We start from the raw sequence: 19,830 nt of genomic DNA, 5'->3' as shown, positions 1-19,830 counted from the left end.
GATATCATTAAACGTTATATAAAAAACATTAAATAAGCTGCAAATGTGGGCGGATTTTTAGGTTCACAACATCCGAAGCAGGTGGTTGGGCAATACAAAATGCGATAGCCCAAGCAATGTCATCTGCAGGAAGCATTTCATGTTTTTCTATCTGTTCCAATTTCTCTTCTTTGCTAGCCGGCTGCATATCAGTATCAACAGCTCCTGGTTCGATAAGTAAAAGTCTAATCCCCAATGGATTAATTTCTTTTCTTAATGCCTCAGAAAAGCCTTGAATCCCAGCTTTTGTTGCGACATAAACACTGCTTTTCTCTTCCCGCACATCGGCACTCATGGATCCAATATTGATAATTTGTCCTGCTCCGGCGGATTTAAAACGGTTTATTGCCTCCTGGCTACAGGCCATGTAGGCTAGCAAATTCGTATTTAAAATATATTGCCAATCCTCGTAACCACCATCCGTGATACTTCCATAACCGAGTGCAGCATTGTTGATAAGAATATCCAGTCCGCCAAGTTCAGAATCCACAGCATCTAAAACTTTCCGTATGCCTTCTCCTGATGACAAATCTGCTTCGACCGCAATTGCATCGGGTAACTTTTTACTTTTGATGGCTGCTAGTGTTTCCCGCAAAGGTTCATCATTCCTGCCGCAGATTAAACATTTCGCTCCCAAAGAACTCAACAAAATTGCAGACGCTCTTCCGATTCCGGTGCTGCCGCCAGTTATCAATATTTTCTTGCCTAAAAAGGCACTGCTAAAATGAGAATTGAAATCTTCCATAGTATATTATTTCAAGTTAAACCTGTTACCGCTTACATCCATATTGACACGTCGAGCAAATTCAAACCGATTTGTTTAATTCTGATCTTCCATATAGATGGAACGATGATTATAATTTTATAACCAGCCAGATTATTTTTTTGTTGAACGGTAAATACCCGTTATCAAGGGTCATAAATACTTGATTTTAGCTCATTCATTGTGCCGAAGCAGATTGTGGAAGAAATATCGATACGCTGCACTAATGGAATAGCGCAAGAAGTACCAACCAGGCAGAAAAATTATAATGATGAATAGAAGAAAAATCCCTAATTGAAAAATTAAAGAATTCGAAACGTATGATAAGCTAAGTACTATGCTGTAAAGCAATAAATGTTATCAACTTTAAATAAGAAGCTTGGATTTTATTACCAAAACATTAGCCAGGGAGTTTGACTTTTTCTCCGGTCTTCGCAGCTTGATAAATCGCCTCAATAATTTTAAGATCTTTCAAACCCTCCTCACCATCGACAGAGACAACAGGCTGTTTATTTTCGAAAATAATGGCTGCCATTTGATCCATTTGTTCTGTTTGATGGGTCGTAATGGGTTGGTTGAGTTCACCTTGATGTGTTCGCCCTTTTATCGGACCGTAACCTGTTGATGGCTGCATCTCTGCAAAGCCTTTATCGCCACTCAAAAAAAATCTATCCAGGTGGTTGATATTATAACTAGACAAGCATGAAGCTATAGCGCCGCTAGGGAAACCTAATTGGAATTGTATGGTTTCATCTACGCCTTCCTTAAATTTCACCGGATCGGTTTTGGTTTCCTGTGCCGTTACCCAAACAGGCTCTTCCCCTACCATATATCTTGCGCCATTAAGCGCATAAATTCCAATGTCCATCACTGCTCCGCCACCAGCCAGTGCTTTATTTAATCGCCACTGGTTTGGGTCGCCCGCTTTAAAGCCGCATTGCCCCTGAAAAAACATAACTTTTCCAAATTCGCCAGCTTTCCTCATTCGAATCACTTCCAGCGTCCGCGGTTCAAAGTGCATTCTATAACCCACAAGTAATTTCACATTTGCTTTTTTGCAAGCAGCAACCATTTCTTGCGCCTGTTTGGCATTCATGGCCATTGGTTTTTCGCAAATGGCGTGTTTTCCAGCTTTGGCCACACGGATAACTTGATCGTGATGAAGTGCATTCGGCGTTATGACATAAATCGCATCTATATCAGGATTGTTTTTTACCTCGTCGAAATTCTCATAGTTGTAGCAATTCTGCGTTGGAATATTGTACTTCAGTTGCCAATCGTTAATTTTGGATGGCGTACCACTAATCACCCCCACAAGTTTTGCCTTAGTACAGGCTTTCATTGCTTCCGCAACACGGGTTCCGTACCCGCCTAAACCCATAATAGCAACTCTGAGCACTTTCCCTTGATAAGGCTGATCTTTCTTTTCGGAATAGTTCGCAAATGTTGATAATGAACTCAATTGCAGCATCAGTGCAGACGTCCCCATTTTTTGTAAAAAATCTCTTCTTGTATTCATATTCATTGAGGGTCTAGAAACTGTTCCTATACTAAGTAATGAAATATCTTAATGATCAATACCTTTTGGCAAAGAGCTGATTAACACTCTAAAACCTAACAAAAATTTTTTACGTTTAGTTTTGCGATGAATTTCCTCTGCAGACAATAAATAGGTTAAATCAATTGGATGTTACAATTAAAACCTTATGAATTTCGCGAGGGTTTTCGATTTTCTAGTTTCCACGACAATGAAAAAGATAAATTGTTCCCTTCAATACTAATGATTGTTAGCTAGGAAAGAATAGTAGACGACTTAAAATCACGTGAAATTAAGCGATCCTGACTAGTTTCTGTACCCTTTTTCTCATCCGACAGCTGACCAAGAAGTTCATTGTATTTTTCCAATAGCTTAATGTACTTATCCATCCAGAAGTAAACAGACTTACTATCGCCATTGGTGGGATTATTTTGATTTGGATGATGGTAAGGATTGTGAGGTCGATGACTGCTATTCGAAAAAGCTTCGGGTAACTCTTTAGAAAAATCGTGACCTATTACATGGCCAACCTTCAATAGAATTTCTGGATTTAGACTTTTTTGATCGAACCAATTGTAAATGGTTCTTCTACTTACGTTTAACTTTCGGGAAAGCTCACTAATTCCCATACTATCTCTGCGTACTACACGCTCAAGAACCTGACCAACGTCGACACTCATTGCTGTTAATTTAAATTTTAAAAAATACTTAAACTAGATTAACAATCAGGACGATTTAGAGCAAGCAAATTAATCAAATTTTGGGTAACTCAAAAAAATAAACTTACAAAAGTTGAAAATTAGCGCATAAAAAAAGAGGCAATGCCTCTCTTTATGTTTCAAATGCCCTAATAATTATGCTTTACTAGCGCTTTTCTCCGAACTAATTTTCAATTGTTTATTAATACGCTCTAAAACGTCATCAATATCAAATGGTTTACTGATGTAATCATTTGCAAAAGCAGCAATAGCTTTTTGTTCGCTATTGTTTTGTGCAGACATTACAATTATCGGAATGTGTTTCGTAAAAATATCAGTTTTTAAATCTTCGCAAATTTCTGCACCATTTCCATCTGGTAGCATCACATCTAACAGAAAAAGATCAGGCATGGCATCCTGGATATTCTTTTTTAATTCGGCAAATGTTGATGATAATTGTAATTCAAAACCTTCTTCCTTTAATAAGATTTCAATTACATTTCTTATTTCTTGATCGTCTTCTAAAATGTGTATTCGTTTAGTTTCCATATTCAAATTATATCGTTTTGGTTCGTTCGTAAGTATAAACTATACAATAGTAACAGTAACACCTAAACTTTCTAAATGTTTTACAATTTGCTCAGAAATTCCCTTATCAGTGATAATATGATCAATTTCGTCTAAGCCACAAATCTTTCCAAAACCTCTTTTCCCAAATTTAGTTGAATCTGCTAATACTATTGTTTTTTGCGATGCGCTAATCATTTTGCGATTGAGGTGCGCTTCCATAGCATTCGTAGTGGTTAAACCGAAATCTAAATCAATGCCATCTACCCCTAAAAATAACTTGTTAAAATAAAAATCGCCTAAAACCTGCTCAGCGTAAGATCCCATAACAGATGATGAACTTTTCCTTAGCAAACCGCCCAGCTGAATCACCTCAATACTAGGTTCTCTCATTAATTCTAAAGCTACGTTTAGTGCAGAAGTAACAACCGTTAAGTTTGTACCTGAAGGAATATTTTTGGCGAAGTAGAATACCGTAGTGCCAGAGGCGATTACAATAGAATCGTTCTCATTTAATAGTGAAACAGCCGCTAACCCAATTTTATTCTTTTCCGTCGACTGTATTTTCTCTTTTTCGTTTACTGGCCGATCTACTGTATATGGATTATTTATTGTCGCCCCCCCATGGGTTCTAAAAAGTAGTGTTTTATCCTCAAGGAGTTTTAAATCCTTTCTAATTGTTACAGATGATACTTTCAATTCCTTACATAAATCCACCACATTAATATATTGGTCTCTCTGCAGGCGATTCAAAATAAATTGGTGCCTTTCAGCTAAATTCATCATAAAATCTAATCATTTATTTATGCTGCAAATTAGCAAATAAATTTCTCATATCTGATTCGGTCAGATAATTAATATTTTTTTAACACGGATATTATATTATTTCGATAATGATTACTTATAATTGCGTATTGTTTCGTTTTATTATTTTTTAAAAATAAATGAAAAGACTTCATCATCATCTTTTACCAAATAATTATACTTGGGATATCATCATTATTGGTGGTGGTGCAACTGGATTAGGCACAGCATTAGATGCGACTACCAGAGGGTTAAAAACTTTATTGGTTGAACAATCAGACTATGCTAAAGGCACATCTAGCCGCAGTACCAAACTTGTACATGGCGGCGTGAGGTATCTGGCTCAGGGTGATATTGGATTGGTGAAACATGCCTTACGCGAACGAGGTTATTTACAAAAAAACGCCAATCATTTGGTTAACAAAGAGGAATTTTTAATTCCTTGTTACGATTGGTTTTCTGTAGCGAAATATTTAATAGGTTTGACCCTTTACGACTGGCTTGCTGGAAATTTCAGTTTTGGAAAATCAAAATTCTTTAGTAAAAGTCAAACTTTAGCTTTGATGCCAGGTATTAAAGAAAAAGGTTTAAAAGGCAGCATCAGATACTATGATGGCAAATTTGATGATGCCCGCCTAGCCATTAACATTGCACAAACAGCCATTGAAAATGGCGCTACATTATGTAACTATACGAAAGTTACTGCCTTATTAAAAAATGCCAACAATGAAGTGAACGGTATCGAAATTAAGGATGCACTTACTGGCGAAACATCGAAACAGTATGCGAAAGTAATTATAAATGCTACAGGAGTGTTTGTTGATGATATCTTGCAAATGAATAATCCTCAATCTAAAAAATTGGTGCGCCCCAGTCAAGGTGTTCACGTGGTATTTGATAAAAGCTTTTTAAATAGCGAATCAGCGTTAATGATACCAAAAACATCAGATGGCAGGGTTCTCTTCGCTGTTCCATGGCACCAACATTTATTGGTTGGCACAACCGACACACCCTTAGATGAGCACAGTTTGGAACCAAGGGCATTAAAAGAAGAAGTAGATTTTATAATGGCTACAGCAGCCACTTATTTCAAAAGAAAACCTTTGGAAAAAGACATTTTAAGTGTTTTCTCTGGCTTACGGCCTCTAGCTGCACCAACAAATGGGGATGGAAATAGCACAAAAGAGATCAGTCGTGATCATAAATTAATGGTATCTGCCAAAGGATTAATTACTATTACCGGCGGCAAGTGGACCACTTACCGCCGCATGGCAGAAGAAACGGTCGATTTAGCCATTACTCATGCTGGCTTAAACGCAAAACCATGCATTACCAAAGAGTTAAAAATTCATGGCAGTACTGAAATAGCTGGAGATCATCATTTGGATATTTATGGTACCGATCGTCAGAATATCGAAAATTTAGCGCAACAAGATCCAGAATTAAATCACAAACTTCACCCAAATTTTCCGTACCTACTTGCAGAAGTAGTTTGGTCGGCCAGAAATGAAATGGCAGAAACCGTTGAGGATATTCTAAGTAGAAGATTACGAATACTGTTTATTGATGCGAACGCGGCTAAAGAGATGGCACCAAAAGTAGCCTCACTCCTAGCTAAAGAACTTAAGCAACAAATTAGTTGGGAAAACGATCAAGTAGATAATTTTAATAAATTAGCCGACGGCTATATTTACCACATTGACTCAACGCAAATTGAGAAAGCCTTAACCTAATAAAACCTAACCAAATATAATTATGAGCAAGTTTATCATGTCTCTTGATCAAGGAACCACAAGTTCAAGAGCCATCATTTTTAATCATAATGGCGAAATTGTTGCCATAGCCCAACGCGAATTTACACAAATATATCCCCAGGCTGGATGGGTAGAACATGATCCATTGGAAATCTGGTCGACTCAGCTATCGGTAGCAGCTGAGGTAATCGTAAAAGCCGGATTATCGGCAACCGATATCGATTCAATCGGAATTACCAACCAGAGAGAAACAACTGTCGTTTGGGATCGGGAAACCGGCCAGCCCATATATAATGCTATTGTTTGGCAAGATAGAAGAACTTCCACTTATTGTGATGAAATTAAAGCACAAGGCTTGTCCGAAAAAATACAAGAAAAGACAGGCTTAATTATCGACTCGTACTTTTCAGCCACCAAAGCAAAATGGATTTTAGAGAACGTTAAGGGGGCTAAAGAAAAAGCTGAAGCGGGAAAATTAGCGTTCGGTACAATTGATTCCTGGCTTATATGGAAGCTGACAGCAGGAGAAAAACATGTAACTGATGTCACCAATGCTTCCAGAACGATGATTTACAATATCCATACCCTGGCATGGGATGATGAACTGCTTGACTTATTCGGTATTCCCAAAGGCATGTTGCCAGAAGTAAAATCATCGAGCGAAGTTTATGGTGAAACGGCCGGAAGAATTCTTGCCGCTAAAATACCCATCGCAGGTATTGCCGGCGACCAGCAGTCGGCATTATTTGGGCAAATGTGTACCGAAATCGGGATGGTAAAAAACACTTATGGCACAGGATGTTTCATGCTCATGAACATTGGTACCGAGGCCAAACTCTCTTCAAATAATCTGTTAACTACCATCGCCTGGAAGATCAATGATGAGGTGCATTATGCATTAGAAGGCAGTATTTTTATTGGCGGTGCAGTGGTACAGTGGCTCAGAGATGAAATGGGCCTAATTTCCAAATCTGCCGATGTAGAGACGCTTGCCCAAAAAGTAAAAGATACCGATGGGGTTTACGTAGTGCCTGCATTTGCGGGTTTAGGGGCGCCACATTGGGATCAACATGCCAGAGGAACAATAACAGGTCTCACCCGAGGCACCAATAAATCGCATATCGCAAGAGCAGCCTTAGAAAGTATTGCTTATCAAACGATGGATGTACTAAAGGCAATGGAGGCTGATGCAGATGTAAATATCGCCGAACTTCGTGTAGATGGTGGCGCCACAGCGAATAATTTATTGATGCAGTTTCAGGCCGATTTACTAAATTGTAAAGTGATAAGGCCTCAGGTTACAGAGGTTACCGCATTAGGTGCAGCTTATTTAGCTGGTTTAGCTACAGGTTTTTGGGATAGTGTAGATCAGATTCGATCTCAGTGGAAAGTAGATAAAACTTTTGTTGCCGAAGATGGGGTTGACAACGCGGCTCGAATTAAGGGATGGAACAGAGCAATAAAAGCAGCGAAAGCAAATGCCGTTGACTAATTTTAATTGTATCAAAAATATTTAACCAAATATTCATCATGACAGAATTTGTTGCAGAGTTTATTGGCACAGCGTTGCTGATTCTACTTGGAAATGGCGTAGTGGCAAATGTTGTGCTCAACGGCACAAAAGGAAATAACAGCGGCTGGATTGTAATTACCACAGCCTGGGCATTGGCTGTATTTGTAGGGGTGGTTATCGCGGCACCCTTCAGCGGGGCACATTTAAATCCAGCGGTAACTATTGCCTTAGCCATTGCCCAAAAATTTAATTGGGTTAAAGTTCCATATTATATTTTGGCCCAGCTTTGTGGCGCTATTGTTGGCTCTTTTTTAGTTTGGGTAATGTATAAAGATCATTTTGATGCTACTGAAGATAAGGGATTAAAAGCTGCCCCATTTGCAACGGCACCGGCAATAAGGAATCTAAAATCAAACCTATTCTCAGAAATTATAGGAACATTTGTTCTCATTTTCGTGATTTTCTACTTTACAAATGCCGAGATGGGCAGTGATAAAACACCCATTGGCTTAGGTTCGTTAGGTGCAATTCCAGTTGCATTTTTAGTTTGGGTAATTGGCCTTGCACTCGGAGGTACAACGGGTTATGCAATTAACCCCATTAGAGATTTAGGTCCCCGGATCGTTCATGCGCTCATTCCTATGAAAGGAAAAGGCACAAGCGACTGGGCCTACAGCTGGGTTCCAATTGCCGGTCCAATCATTGGAGCAACTTTAGCTGCTTTGCTTTATTTATCTCTAAACTTATAAAATAGAATCTTCACTGTAAAAGCGGTGATGATTTTTTCTTAATAAGTTGAGGCAACAACAGTTCAACTAAATCTCCTTTTATAGAAATTAGATTCACCGAATTTATTAGTTTCTGCCTACAACGTGGCTTCAAGACAGGATTTAGGCTTAGGATAAATTCCTATATTTGGTATCGAACTAATCAAGTATAAGCCTGTGCAAAATTATTTTCTCATTGTTGATACCGAAACTTCAGGCCTGCCGAAAAACTGGAAAGCTTCCTATACTCAGGAGAACAACTGGCCTCATATCATCCAAATCGCCTGGATCATTTACGATGAACATTATATCGAAATTCAGAGGAAAAACCATTACATTAAAAATCCCGACATTGCTTTAGATGTAGCTTCGCAGAAAATCCATCACATTACTCATGATTTTTTAGAAGCTAATGGCGCTTCAGGATTAAAAGTAATGATGGAATTTAAAAAAGATATTGACCAATATAAACCCTTGGTAATTGGTCACTTTATCGAGTTCGATTTCCATATGATCAATGTGGAGTTTTCCCGCCTGGGATTAAATGATATCTTCAATGGTATCGATTTCTTTTGTACCATGAGTGCAAGCAGGCCTTATGTTAGAAACCCTTCTGTAGAACTGCTTAAATTGAATGAGTTTTACGAAGAGCTGTTTGATGAGGCACCTGAAGATTACCATAACGCACTGGCAGATACATTAAATACTTCAAAAATATTTTTTCATCTTCTGAAAACCGGAATGGTTGATCATGATGCGATAAGAAAACAATCTGATAATTTGTTAAAAGCAAACGAACAAAAAACTGAAAAATCCCGTAATTTTATAAATCGCCTATTCCCGTTATAATTCATGAACGAAAAAATTGATTTTCTGGCCGCTACCCTTCCCTACAGTGTGCTGCCCGATCAAGTTTTAGAAGAATTAGCCATTCTGGTAGAGGAAGTCGACTTCCATGAAAACACCAGGCTATTCGATGTGGGAAATCATAAGGTTAAAGGGGTCCATATCATCGTAGAAGGAAGTTTTGAAACTTTTTTCTTAGATAGTCAGCAAGCAAAACGCAAGGTAGAAATATATGGACCAGGAACTACTTGTGGGGGAATTTCGATCTTGTTCAATAAAAGGAAGCCTATTAAAACAGTTGTGGCACAGGTGGGTACAAAGGCTCTTCTATTACCAAGAAAAATTTTCAAAGCGATTTGTGCAGAATATGAGGAGTTCTTCGATTTTTTTGCAAATGATTTTGGCAAGAGAATGCTTGATGATGAATACGCTCATTTTTACAAGACCAATGGATCACTTGAAGATAATTATTTAGTTGTTGATCAGCTTTATTCTTCGAAAATAAGAAGCATTGGCTACAGGCAAATCATCTATTGTAATAAAAACACCCCAATTTTCGAAGCTGCAATTAAAATGGCGGAGAATAAAACGAGCTGTCTCTTTGTAAGGGATGAGCAGGAGCAATATGTAGGTTTCGTAACAGATATTACACTACGGGATCGGGTAATTGCTGGTTTAATAGATCCGAAGCTACCTATCAGCAATGTTATGGATGATAAAATCATCAGCATCTCCACCAACGCCTATGTTTACGAAGCTATATTACTCATGTTTAGCAGTAAGTCGCGGTATCTACTGATAGAAGACGAGGTTAAATTCATCGGTTTTTTGAGTAGAAACAGGCTGTTGAGTGAGCAAACAAAATCCCCTTTAGTATTTATTCAATCGGTAAAGAGCGCCACAAGCAATGAAGAGTTGAAAGCAAAATGGCAAAAAGTACCTTCCATTGTAGCACAACTACTCGACCGTGGGGTGCATGCCGAGATTGTGAATGAAGTGGTTACCACCATTGCCGACACGATTTCGAATAAAATTATAGAAGATGTGATTCGTAAACTTGGTCCACCCCCTGCCAAATTTGTATTTATGGTGCTTGGAAGTGAGGGTAGAAAGGAGCTTTCATTAAAAACAGATCAGGATAATGCTATTATTTATGAAGACACTCCTGAAGATCAAAGGGCAATGGTTAGGAGCTATTTCCTCGATTTTGCCACTCAGGTCTCCGATAAATTAAATTATGTAGGTTTTGTGTATTGCGATGGCGATTACATGGCTACAAATCCCAATTGGACGCATTCCTTATCACACTGGAAATACAATTATAAAAACTGGATAGAAGAAGCATTACCGGAAGCAGCGGTTAAGTTCGCGGCTTTTTTCGATTGCCGGGCAATATATGGCAACGCTGAAATTATGGATGATCTACGTCATTTTGTTGACGACGAGTTGAAGAAACCCATTGAAAAATTTTATGTTTACCTGGCCAAGAATGCGCTGCTTTACGAACCTCCTTTAACCTATTTCAGAAATATAAAAACACAAAAGATAGAGAGCAGAGAGGTATTCGATATTAAAACAGCTATGACACCGATTGTGGATTTGGTAAGGGTTTATGCGCTTCAGAATAGAATTTTCCAAAAGGAAAACACAGGTGAACGCCTGAGGGCTTTGAAAGACTTAGGCATTTTTAGCCAAAGCCAATTCAATGAGTTGACACAGTCTTATTATTACTTGATGGGTTTGCGGCTAAAAAACCAGGCGAACCAAATCATCAAAGAAAATAGGTCGCCAAACAACCTCATTGAAATTAATAATTTAACAAAAATTGAAAAAGTTACTTTAATCGAAATATTTAAGACCATCTTAAATTTTCAAAGCGGAATAAAAATGAAGTTTACCAACAGCCTCATTTAAATAAAAAAGGGAACCAAACTGGTCCCCTTTTTTTAATATCATTAACGCCTAAGCGAGAATTTCTATTTTACTGCATCGATTACAGCTTTGAAAGCTTCTGGGTGATTCATTGCTAAATCAGCCAATACTTTACGGTTTAAACCGATTTCTTTTGAAGCAAGTTTACCGATTAATTGAGAGTAAGAAATACCGTGCTGACGAGCACCTGCATTAATACGTTGGATCCATAATCCGCGGAATTCTCTTTTCTTAACTTTACGGTCACGGTATGCATATTGCAAACCTTTTTCTACTGTGTTTTTAGCAACCGTAAAAACTTTACTTCTTGCGCCCCAATAGCCTTTGGCCATATTAAGGACTTTTTTCCGTCTTCTTCTCGAAGCTACTGCGTTTACCGAACGTGGCATGTTGTTGTTGTTTTTTGGTAAGCGGCGTTCATTTAAGAATCTTTAATGCCTGATACCTGGTGAATTAATAAATTACTTTCCGATACAAAGCATACGTTTAACGTTACCTGAATCTGCATCTGTTACAATTCCTGCATTTCCAAGAGCACGTTTACGTTTAGTACTCATCTTTGTTAAGATGTGACTTTTGTATGCTTTGTTTCTTTTGATCTTACCTGTTCCAGTAAGCGAAAAACGCTTTTTAGCACTGGAATTGGTTTTCATTTTTGGCATAACCTGTTTTTTAATTTATAAACCTATTTTTATTTTTTTACTACTTTAGGCGCAACTGTCAGGAACATACGCTTACCTTCTAACTTAGGTAATAACTCTACTTTTCCTACATCTTCCAAAGCCTGGGCAAACTTTAACAATAAAATTTCACCCTGTTCTTTGTAAACAATTGCTCTACCTTTAAAATGCACATAAGCCCTAACTTTTTCACCGTTCTCTAAAAAGCTTACTGCATGTTTAAGTTTAAATTGAAAATCGTGGTCGTTCGTATTAGGACCGAAACGAATCTCCTTAATTACAGTTTGTTTAGCATTCGCTTTAATTTCCTTTTGCTTTTTCTTTTGTTCGTAAACGAACTTACTGTAATCAATAATTCTACAAACTGGAGGCACCGCATTTGGAGATATCTCTACCAAATCCAATTCAAGTTCATCAGCAAGTGCCAAAGCTTTTGCCAAAGGATAAATCCCTGGTTCAACATTATCGCCAGCCAAACGCACTTCAGGCGATTTAATGTACTGATTAATGTTATGTTCTGCTTCTTTTTTCTTAAAAGGTGGACGTGGTCCCCTGTTAAATCCTGGTCTTCCTAATGCCAAATGTGTATTATTTTAATTTAAACCGTTATTTCTTTTCTTAATAAATTGTTGAATTCCTCCAACGTCATTTCGCCTAAATCTCCCTCACCATGTTTACGTACTGAAACTTTACCTTCAGCCATCTCTTTATCACCGATAATGAGCATGTATGGGATCTTTTTAACTTCCGCATCGCGGATTTTACGTCCGATTTTCTCGTCTCGAAAGTCAATCAGCCCGCGAATATCGGAATTATTTAGTTCATCTAAAACTTTTTTTGCATATTCTTCATATTTTTCTGAGATAGGAAGAATAATAAATTGCTCTGGACTTAACCATAAAGGGAAATTCCCAGCACAATGTTCTATCAATACTGCAATAAATCTTTCTAATGAACCAAAAGGCGCACGGTGAATCATTACAGGTCTGTGTTTTTGATTATCACTACCTGTATATTCCAACTCGAAACGTTCAGGCAAGTTATAATCAACCTGAATAGTACCCAATTGCCATTTTCTACCTAAAGCATCTTTAACCATGAAATCCAGCTTCGGACCATAAAAGGCCGCTTCACCATATTCTACTACAGTATTTAAACCTTTTTCGGCAGCAGCTTCAATGATTGCAGTTTCAGATAATCTCCAGTTTTCGTCAGAACCAATGTACTTCGCTTTGTTCTCCGGATCTCTTAACGAAACCTGAGCAGTATAGCTTTCAAAACCTAATGATTTGAAAACATAAAGTACCAAATCGATTACTTTCTTGAACTCTTCTTTCACTTGCTCTGGCATACAGAATAAGTGTGCATCATCTTGAGTAAAGCCACGTACACGAGTTAAACCATGTAATTCGCCACTTTGTTCATAGCGGTAAACGGTACCAAATTCTGCAAAACGAACCGGAAGATCTTTATAAGAACGTGGTTTTGTTTTGTAAATTTCGCAGTGATGCGGGCAGTTCATGGGTTTTAAGAAGAACTCCTCTCCTTCTTGCGGCGTTTTAATTGGCTGGAACGAATCTTTACCATATTTCTCCCAGTGGCCAGAAGTTACATATAAATTCTTGTGACCGATATGTGGCGTAACTACTTGTTCGTAACCGGCTTTCGCTTGTGCTTTCGTCAAAAAATTAACCAAACGTTCACGTAAAGCAGTTCCTTTAGGCAACCATAGCGGTAAACCCATCCCCACTTTTTCTGAGAACGCAAATAACTCTAATTCTTTTCCAAGTTTACGGTGATCGCGTTTTTTCGCTTCTTCAATCATCGCCAGGTATTCAGTTAACTCGCTAGCCTTCGGAAACGTTACGCCGTAGATACGTGTTAATTGCTTTTTGGTTTCATCACCACGCCAGTAAGCACCGGCAACATTCATCAATTTAACAGCTTTTACAAAACCAGTATTTGGAATGTGTGGGCCGCGACATAAATCAGTAAACTGACCTTGAGTATAGATAGTAATTTTTCCATCCTCTAATCCATGAATTAAATCCAGCTTGTACTCGTCGCCCTTTTCGGTAAAATATTTAATTGCATCAGCTTTGCTTACACTTTCACGTACAAAAGTTTCCTTTTGTTTAGCCAACTCAATCATTTTGGTTTCAATGGCTTTGAAGTCATCAGATGAAAATTCTTTGTCGCCAAAGTCTACATCGTAATAAAAACCAGTTTCAATAGCCGGGCCGATACCAAATTTTGTACCTGGATAAAGTGCCTCTAAAGCCTCAGCCATTAAGTGGGCTGATGAATGCCAAAAAGTTGATTTCCCGGCAGTGTCATTCCATGTCAACAGTTTTACTGAAGAATCAGCATCGATTGGACGTGTTGAATCCCAAACTTCGCCATTAACTTCGGCAGCTAAAACATTGCGGGCTAAGCCCTCAGAAATTGATAATGCAATTTGATGGGCAGATGTGCCCTTTTCATACTGACGGACAGAACCATCAGGTAAAGTAATGTTAATCATCTACAACTATGATTTGTTCTTAATCGCTTTGCGGGAAAGCTTTAGAACGGTTTAAAAAAAATGTTAGTTCGCAATCACATACAAAGTGATTTTTAATTATCGCGAAGATAATGAATTTTCCCTACTATTTTGAATTAATGGGGATGAAACACTAAATTATCCTTCAAGAAAACAACAGTTAGATCCATAAAAAAAGCCTGCTCATTTGAGTGAGCAAGCTTCAGTAGGAAAAAATATTTTTAACTATTATTGGCCGATTACTACCGTTCTACCTCCGCCAAAGTTTCCACCTGGGCGATTATTTCTGAAACGTTTCATCATGTTTTCCATTTTGACTTTGTACTCGTCTTCTGTAATAAGCTTTGCTTTTTTTGGAGCGGTAACATCTTTGGCGCTCACACCCCGGTATTCAATGCTTTTAGCAATGGTGCTGTTACCCCTACTTTCTATAGCTAAAACTGCACCTTCAGTCCACATTTTAGGATTCGGAGAAAAATTGAAACCCAAATCATTGGTATACCAAATATGAGTTTCTTCAGTTATATCTCTATCTTCACCTAAAATCTTCATTGATCTGATAGATTTTACAATCACTTCCTTACAATCAAAACCGATAATTTTTTTGGTTGCATTAGTTTTTTCTATTACGATTTTTGGCGCAACAACAGGTTTGGGTTTTGTGGTATCACCTGGATTTCCACCTCCCATTCTAAATGAACCAATCGGTCCTGAAGTTGAAAGTGTAAGTTTGCTAGGCATGTAATAAGTAGTGTCGTTTAAATCAAACACTTCTGATAATTTTTGATCTGCAAACGAATAATAATATTCTCTATTCCCGCCTGCACCACCAAAACGCATCATCATACGGCCCATACCGCCGCCGCCGCCACCACCGTTACTGTCTTCGGTTTCTTCTACGGGCATATAACTAGCATTAGTTGCGGTAAACAGCAATTCAAAATTGGCTTTACTTGTCGAGGGCATCCGAGCTATGGCTTGTTCGGGTAGTTTGACGCCACTTGCGGCCATCATCGCCGCTGGATCTGTAATGGTTTCAAATTGTATTGCTCCCGAAGTTTTCTTTTGCGCATTTGCTACTGATGCAAAAGATAAAACGCCTAGTAAAGCGAAAATTATTTTTTTCATGGGTTCTGTGTTTTGTGTTTTAGATACTAAAGCTGAGAAAAGGTTTAACAAAAAAATTTCAGATTTAATGTGAAACCTGTTAAAAAGTGTTAAATACTTAAAGATCAGTGGTAATATCTTCTTTAATACTCGGTACTTTCTAACCAACCATTACATAAAACATCGGCAATATGCATGGTTTTTATGGGAAGTTTATTTTTATCGATGTAACCTTGAAGGTGTAAAAGGCAGGATAAATCGGTAGAAATAATGTAATCAGCTTGTTGTGCTAAAGCATGGTTTACCTTTTGTTCAGCCATGGCTGATGAAATGGCATCAAATTTTACCGCAAAAGTACCACCAAAGCCACAACACATATCATTATCAACAAGATCGAGCATTTCTAAGCCATGTACTTTAGATAGCAGCTGCCGAGGTTCGTCTTTAATTCTGCATTCACGAAGTGCGCTGCAAGAATCGTGGTAAACCGCTTTGCCCTCGAGTTCGGCACCGAAATAGTCTTTTTTAGCTACGTTAACCAGAAAATCAGAAAGTTCCCAGATGTTTGACTGTAAGCTGCGACATTTATTATGAACGATTGTATTGGTAAACAAGTCATTAAAACCGCCTTTAACCATACCTACGCAAGATGCTGAAGGTGCAACTACGTAGGTATTCTCCGTAAAATCGTTCAAAAATTTTGTACCTACTTCTTTTGCTTCATCCCAATATCCAGCGTTATAAGCCGGCTGACCGCAACAAGTTTGCTTTGAATTGTATTCAACTTTGCATCCCGATTTTTCTAATAACCTTAACGTATTAAAAGCGGTTTGAGGATATAATTGGTCTACAAAACAGGGAACAAACAATTCTACTTTCATCAACAAATATTCTTTAGCTTACAAACTTACAATTTTACTGTTTCTTTGCGCTCGATTTTTTTCAAGATTACCAAAAACACCAATCCAATAATAAAAAATGAAGCTAAAGCGATAATGGAGAAGCGAATGTTTCCGGTTAAATCCTCGATATAAGCAAAGCTGAAAAGTCCGATTACGATGGCCAGTTTCTCGGTAACATCGTAAAAACTAAAGAATGAAGTGCTATCTGGAGTATTTTCGGGTAAATATTTTGAATAAGTAGAACGGGATAAGGATTGGATTCCGCCCATAATTAGGCCAACAATAGCTGCTAACGAATAAAACTGATATTCATTCGAAATGTTATAACCATAGACACAGCAACCAATCCAGATGATTACAACCATCATTAACACATTAACATTTCCCCATTTTTTTGCCAAAAATGACATAAGCAATGCCCCTGGAATAGCAACGAGCTGAATAATAAGAATCACAGCAATTAGTTTAGCTGTACCTAATTTTAACGTTTTTTCGGCGAAACCTGCAGCGGCCAACATAATGGTTTGTACGCCCATTGAGTAAAAGAAAAACGAAAACAGAAAGCCTTTTAGCCTTTTGATTTGCTTCAATTGAGTCCAAACTTTCGCCAATTCACTGAAGCCATCCTTTATAATATTGGTTTTTACTTTGCCTGTTTGCGGCGTTCCGTTGGGAAGAACGGAGAACGGAATTTGTGAAAAAACAACCCACCAAACACCTACTAAAAGAAAAGATAACCTTGGAGGAAACGAAGCATCTACAATCCCAAACCATTCCGGCTTGAGCACAAAAAGAAAACAAACTAATTGGAGCACTACTGAACCTATGTAACCATAAGAAAAGCCTTGAGCGCTTACGCGATCCTGATGATCTTCGCTGGCGATTTCAGGTAAGTAGGAATTACTAAACAATACGCCTCCAATATAGCCCATTGCCGCCAGCACAAAGAAAACTATGCTGATTTGCAAGGTATCAAGTCTGAAAAAATACAAAGCCATACAAGCCAAACCGCCCATATAGGTAAAAAATTTCATAAAAGATTTTTTGTTCCCCCTCCTGTCTGCAATAGACGAAAGGATGGGCAATGCCAGCGCCATAATCAGGTAGGCAAATGATAAGGCATAATTAGATAAAGATGTGTTAACAAATGTTCTGCCTAAAAACGTCACTTTATCGCCATGCTCTTTGGTGGTTGTAATAATGGTGTAATAGGCAGGGAAAATTGTTGAGGTAATGACTAAATTATAGGCAGAGTTTGCCCAATCAAAGAAAGCCCAGGAACGGATGGTTTTCTTGTTGTTTTTTTCTATCATTTTTCGCTTCGCGGATGATTATACTGATTATTGGATATACGGATATCAAAACTAATATTAATTCACAAATTGAGTGGCTTTTTCACAAATCTTCAATCGCAATTCTTAAATCTAAAATCAAATGTAATACTTCTTCCCATCAGTTTTTATTTTGCCTGCATCTAATAATTCGCGAATGGCAGCTATCCGTTCATTTTCAGCTCCGTTTTTTATATGCTTAACCAAATCATCTAAACTTATTGGCTGTTGTTGAAGCAAAGAAATGATTTCAAACTCTATTTCATCGTTTAGCTGAACTTCGTTTTCTGCCCTTTTTTCTGCCAGGCAAAAATCACAAACCCCACATTTTGTCGCCGTATGTTCATCGAAATAATTTAGTAGTTGGATACTTCTGCATTCTTTTGTGCTGGTGTAAGCCACAACAGCACTTACCTGCTTTAGCAAAATTTCTTTTCTCAGTTCAAGGTATTTCACATCCAGATCAAAGTGATCCATATCTACTCGTGGACGAACGTATTGTAATTGCGGTTGATCAGTCTGCTGTATGTAGGTTAACATTTCAATAGACTGAAGTTTGTTTAATATGGCAATCACATCCTTGAAGGATATACTCAGTTTCTTGGCTAAATCGGCTTCATTTATTTTAACGAAACCATCGAAGGCACCGCCGTGAGAACGAAAAATTGTTTTAATAACCCCGTCGTATGCTTTATTTTCTATTTGAAACCGATACACATCCTCATGCCCAACAATAAACATAAGCCTTGATGGCAGAAATACACTTTCTGAAAGTGTGATATAACCATCATGCTCCAAAAATTTTAATGCTGATATCGTTTTTAATACACTAATATTGAATCGCTTACAAAAATCAGCGATATCGAAGGTAAAGGTCAATCCTTCGCCGGCACCAAACGCCAGCTGGAAATAATTTCCCAGGTAATGATACACCTTTCTGATCTCATCCGGAGATGGAAAACTATTGATGTAGCGAGATTCAAGACTTAAAACGTCGGATTGATTTGCGAGCAAAACCGCATAGCTTCTTTTTTCATCGCGGCCTGCCCTTCCTGCTTCCTGGTAATACGCTTCAAGGCTTTCTGGTAAATCCAGGTGAACTACGAACCGAACATCTGCTTTATCAATCCCCATCCCGAAGGCATTTGTAGCCACCATTATTCTGGTTTTGTTCAGTTTCCAATCTTCCTGTTTTTGAAAACGCACATCCCGTTCTAAGCCTGCGTGATAAAAATCGGCCCTAATTTGATTGCGGTTTATGAAGTTGGAAACCTCGGCAGTTTCCCTTCTGTTTCGAACATAAACTAGCCCAGTGCCTTTAACATTTCGGCAAATCTCCATCAGTTTTTTATATTTATCTTCCTGTCCGAAAACCACATAACTTAAATTATCTCGAGCAAAACTTTTAACGAAAACCTGTGGATCTTTCATCTCGAGCTTCTCTACAATATCTTTCCGCACAAATTCTGTAGCCGTTGCAGTGAGTGCCAAAACCGGCACATTTGGAAGAATCTCTCTTAACTTAGAAATTTGTTGATATGGTGGACGAAAATCATAACCCCATTGCGAAATACAATGCGCTTCATCAACAGCGATCAGGTTTACGTTCATGTAAGAAATACGTACACGCACCAACTCGGAAAGCAATCGCTCGGGAGAAAGATAAAGGAATTTAATTTTGCCGTAAATGCAGTTATCCAATAAGATATCAATTTCGCGTTTGCCCATACCAGCATAAATAGCAATAGCCTCAATACCCCTCGATTTCAGGTTTTCTACCTGGTCTTTCATCAACGCAATTAAAGGAGAAACCACGATGCAGATTCCCTCCTTTACCAGTGCAGGAACCTGGAAACAGATCGACTTACCGCCACCGGTTGGCAGAAGTGCAAGGCTATCTTTGCCCTCTAAAACCGAAGCAATAATTTCTTGCTGTAAAGGCCTGAAAGCTTGATGGCCCCAATATTTTTGTAAAATCTCTATTGCTGTCATAAATCGGCGGTATCAAAACTATAAAAAAGCTGTTGATATTGCTAAATTGCGCCACA

18 protein-coding genes are annotated in these 19,830 nt (G+C 38.2%); 5 read left to right on the top strand and 13 right to left on the bottom strand.

All coding sequences use genetic code 11. From position 1 onward, the window contains the following. Positions 1 to 28 precede the first annotated feature (28 nt). The 5 genes from OQZ33_RS08805 to OQZ33_RS08785 all read right to left on the bottom strand — a co-directional run bounded on the left by OQZ33_RS08805 (position 29) and on the right by OQZ33_RS08785 (position 4,390). Positions 29 to 784, bottom strand: a complete 756-nt coding sequence (locus OQZ33_RS08805) for an SDR family oxidoreductase (protein ID WP_265798672.1) — start codon at positions 782 to 784, stop codon at positions 29 to 31. A 418-nt stretch (positions 785 to 1,202) separates the two neighbouring features. Beyond that, complete coding sequence (locus OQZ33_RS08800) at positions 1,203 to 2,321, bottom strand: Gfo/Idh/MocA family protein (protein ID WP_265798670.1); 1,119 nt, start codon at positions 2,319 to 2,321, stop codon at positions 1,203 to 1,205. A 272-nt stretch (positions 2,322 to 2,593) separates the two neighbouring features. Continuing rightward, positions 2,594 to 3,019, bottom strand: coding sequence for a helix-turn-helix domain-containing protein (locus OQZ33_RS08795; RefSeq protein ID WP_265798669.1), 426 nt, complete (start codon positions 3,017 to 3,019; stop codon positions 2,594 to 2,596). Between the two features lie 174 nt (positions 3,020 to 3,193). Beyond that, the gene (locus OQZ33_RS08790) at positions 3,194 to 3,586 is read right to left on the bottom strand and encodes a response regulator transcription factor (RefSeq protein WP_056848848.1); all 393 of its coding nucleotides are present in this window, start codon (positions 3,584 to 3,586) and stop codon (positions 3,194 to 3,196) included. Between the two features lie 39 nt (positions 3,587 to 3,625). Further along, positions 3,626 to 4,390: a DeoR/GlpR family DNA-binding transcription regulator gene (locus tag OQZ33_RS08785; RefSeq protein WP_265798668.1), complete on the bottom strand. Its 765-nt coding sequence runs from the start codon at positions 4,388 to 4,390 to the stop codon at positions 3,626 to 3,628. 158 nt (positions 4,391 to 4,548) lie between these two features. Between OQZ33_RS08785 and OQZ33_RS08780 the strand changes: the two genes are divergently transcribed. From OQZ33_RS08780 to OQZ33_RS08760, 5 genes are all read left to right on the top strand, one after another. Further along, positions 4,549 to 6,141, top strand: coding sequence for a glycerol-3-phosphate dehydrogenase/oxidase (locus tag OQZ33_RS08780; protein ID WP_265798667.1), 1,593 nt, complete (start codon positions 4,549 to 4,551; stop codon positions 6,139 to 6,141). A 22-nt stretch (positions 6,142 to 6,163) separates the two neighbouring features. Beyond that, positions 6,164 to 7,654: a glycerol kinase GlpK gene (gene glpK, locus OQZ33_RS08775; protein WP_265798666.1), complete on the top strand. Its 1,491-nt coding sequence runs from the start codon at positions 6,164 to 6,166 to the stop codon at positions 7,652 to 7,654. 38 nt (positions 7,655 to 7,692) lie between these two features. Then, positions 7,693 to 8,424: an MIP/aquaporin family protein gene (locus OQZ33_RS08770; RefSeq protein ID WP_265798665.1), complete on the top strand. Its 732-nt coding sequence runs from the start codon at positions 7,693 to 7,695 to the stop codon at positions 8,422 to 8,424. Between the two features lie 195 nt (positions 8,425 to 8,619). Continuing rightward, on the top strand, positions 8,620 to 9,291 hold the full coding sequence (locus tag OQZ33_RS08765) for a 3'-5' exonuclease (RefSeq protein ID WP_265798664.1): 672 nt from the start codon (positions 8,620 to 8,622) through the stop codon (positions 9,289 to 9,291). A 3-nt stretch (positions 9,292 to 9,294) separates the two neighbouring features. Next, positions 9,295 to 11,202 carry a DUF294 nucleotidyltransferase-like domain-containing protein gene (locus tag OQZ33_RS08760; protein WP_265798663.1) on the top strand — a complete coding sequence of 636 codons (1,908 nt, stop codon included), beginning with the start codon at positions 9,295 to 9,297 and terminating at the stop codon, positions 11,200 to 11,202. Positions 11,203 to 11,264: 62 nt separating this feature from the next. Here OQZ33_RS08760 and rplT read toward each other — a convergent pair whose 3' ends face one another. From rplT to OQZ33_RS08720, 8 genes are all read right to left on the bottom strand, one after another. Further along, positions 11,265 to 11,609 (bottom strand): 50S ribosomal protein L20, encoded by a 345-nt coding sequence (gene rplT, locus OQZ33_RS08755; RefSeq protein ID WP_029285460.1) that lies wholly within the window; start codon positions 11,607 to 11,609, stop codon positions 11,265 to 11,267. A 72-nt stretch (positions 11,610 to 11,681) separates the two neighbouring features. Next, positions 11,682 to 11,882: a 50S ribosomal protein L35 gene (gene rpmI, locus OQZ33_RS08750; RefSeq protein WP_010600880.1), complete on the bottom strand. Its 201-nt coding sequence runs from the start codon at positions 11,880 to 11,882 to the stop codon at positions 11,682 to 11,684. Between the two features lie 29 nt (positions 11,883 to 11,911). Continuing rightward, complete coding sequence (infC, locus tag OQZ33_RS08745) at positions 11,912 to 12,481, bottom strand: translation initiation factor IF-3 (protein ID WP_056848841.1); 570 nt, start codon at positions 12,479 to 12,481, stop codon at positions 11,912 to 11,914. Positions 12,482 to 12,498: 17 nt separating this feature from the next. Then, positions 12,499 to 14,424 (bottom strand): threonine--tRNA ligase, encoded by a 1,926-nt coding sequence (gene thrS, locus OQZ33_RS08740; protein WP_265798661.1) that lies wholly within the window; start codon positions 14,422 to 14,424, stop codon positions 12,499 to 12,501. Positions 14,425 to 14,670: 246 nt separating this feature from the next. Next, the gene (locus OQZ33_RS08735) at positions 14,671 to 15,570 is read right to left on the bottom strand and encodes a hypothetical protein (protein ID WP_265798660.1); all 900 of its coding nucleotides are present in this window, start codon (positions 15,568 to 15,570) and stop codon (positions 14,671 to 14,673) included. 122 nt (positions 15,571 to 15,692) lie between these two features. Then, entirely contained in the window at positions 15,693 to 16,430 is a 738-nt protein-coding gene (locus OQZ33_RS08730) for a (Fe-S)-binding protein (RefSeq protein ID WP_265798659.1), read from the bottom strand. 26 nt (positions 16,431 to 16,456) lie between these two features. Continuing rightward, positions 16,457 to 17,764: an MFS transporter gene (locus OQZ33_RS08725; RefSeq protein WP_265798658.1), complete on the bottom strand. Its 1,308-nt coding sequence runs from the start codon at positions 17,762 to 17,764 to the stop codon at positions 16,457 to 16,459. A gap of 117 nt (positions 17,765 to 17,881) precedes the next feature. Then, a complete protein-coding gene (locus OQZ33_RS08720) occupies positions 17,882 to 19,774 on the bottom strand; it encodes a RecQ family ATP-dependent DNA helicase (protein ID WP_265798657.1) in 1,893 nt (630 codons plus the stop codon). Positions 19,775 to 19,830 lie beyond the last annotated feature (56 nt).

The sequence above is a fragment of the Pedobacter sp. MC2016-05 genome, from assembly GCF_026239735.1.
In the GTDB taxonomy this organism is placed as follows: Bacteria; Bacteroidota; Bacteroidia; order Sphingobacteriales; family Sphingobacteriaceae; genus Pedobacter.
Note: the sequence above shows the minus strand (reverse complement) of the source record. Positions and strands in the feature narration are given on the sequence as shown.

What these genes read in the sequence shown, in the direction of transcription:
- OQZ33_RS08805 (WP_265798672.1), bottom strand. Translation starts at nt 784, where the DNA reads ATGGAAGATTTCAATTCTCATTTTAGCAGTGCCTTTTTAGGCAAGAAA.
- OQZ33_RS08800 (WP_265798670.1), bottom strand. Translation starts at nt 2,321, where the DNA reads ATGAATACAAGAAGAGATTTTTTACAAAAAATGGGGACGTCTGCACTG.
- OQZ33_RS08795 (WP_265798669.1), bottom strand. Translation starts at nt 3,019, where the DNA reads ATGAGTGTCGACGTTGGTCAGGTTCTTGAGCGTGTAGTACGCAGAGAT.
- OQZ33_RS08790 (WP_056848848.1), bottom strand. Translation starts at nt 3,586, where the DNA reads ATGGAAACTAAACGAATACACATTTTAGAAGACGATCAAGAAATAAGA.
- OQZ33_RS08785 (WP_265798668.1), bottom strand. Translation starts at nt 4,390, where the DNA reads ATGATGAATTTAGCTGAAAGGCACCAATTTATTTTGAATCGCCTGCAG.
- OQZ33_RS08780 (WP_265798667.1), top strand. Translation starts at nt 4,549, where the DNA reads ATGAAAAGACTTCATCATCATCTTTTACCAAATAATTATACTTGGGAT.
- glpK (WP_265798666.1), top strand. Translation starts at nt 6,164, where the DNA reads ATGAGCAAGTTTATCATGTCTCTTGATCAAGGAACCACAAGTTCAAGA.
- OQZ33_RS08770 (WP_265798665.1), top strand. Translation starts at nt 7,693, where the DNA reads ATGACAGAATTTGTTGCAGAGTTTATTGGCACAGCGTTGCTGATTCTA.
- OQZ33_RS08760 (WP_265798663.1), top strand. Translation starts at nt 9,295, where the DNA reads ATGAACGAAAAAATTGATTTTCTGGCCGCTACCCTTCCCTACAGTGTG.
- rplT (WP_029285460.1), bottom strand. Translation starts at nt 11,609, where the DNA reads ATGCCACGTTCGGTAAACGCAGTAGCTTCGAGAAGAAGACGGAAAAAA.
- rpmI (WP_010600880.1), bottom strand. Translation starts at nt 11,882, where the DNA reads ATGCCAAAAATGAAAACCAATTCCAGTGCTAAAAAGCGTTTTTCGCTT.
- thrS (WP_265798661.1), bottom strand. Translation starts at nt 14,424, where the DNA reads ATGATTAACATTACTTTACCTGATGGTTCTGTCCGTCAGTATGAAAAG.
- OQZ33_RS08735 (WP_265798660.1), bottom strand. Translation starts at nt 15,570, where the DNA reads ATGAAAAAAATAATTTTCGCTTTACTAGGCGTTTTATCTTTTGCATCA.
- OQZ33_RS08730 (WP_265798659.1), bottom strand. Translation starts at nt 16,430, where the DNA reads ATGAAAGTAGAATTGTTTGTTCCCTGTTTTGTAGACCAATTATATCCT.
- OQZ33_RS08725 (WP_265798658.1), bottom strand. Translation starts at nt 17,764, where the DNA reads ATGATAGAAAAAAACAACAAGAAAACCATCCGTTCCTGGGCTTTCTTT.
- OQZ33_RS08720 (WP_265798657.1), bottom strand. Translation starts at nt 19,774, where the DNA reads ATGACAGCAATAGAGATTTTACAAAAATATTGGGGCCATCAAGCTTTC.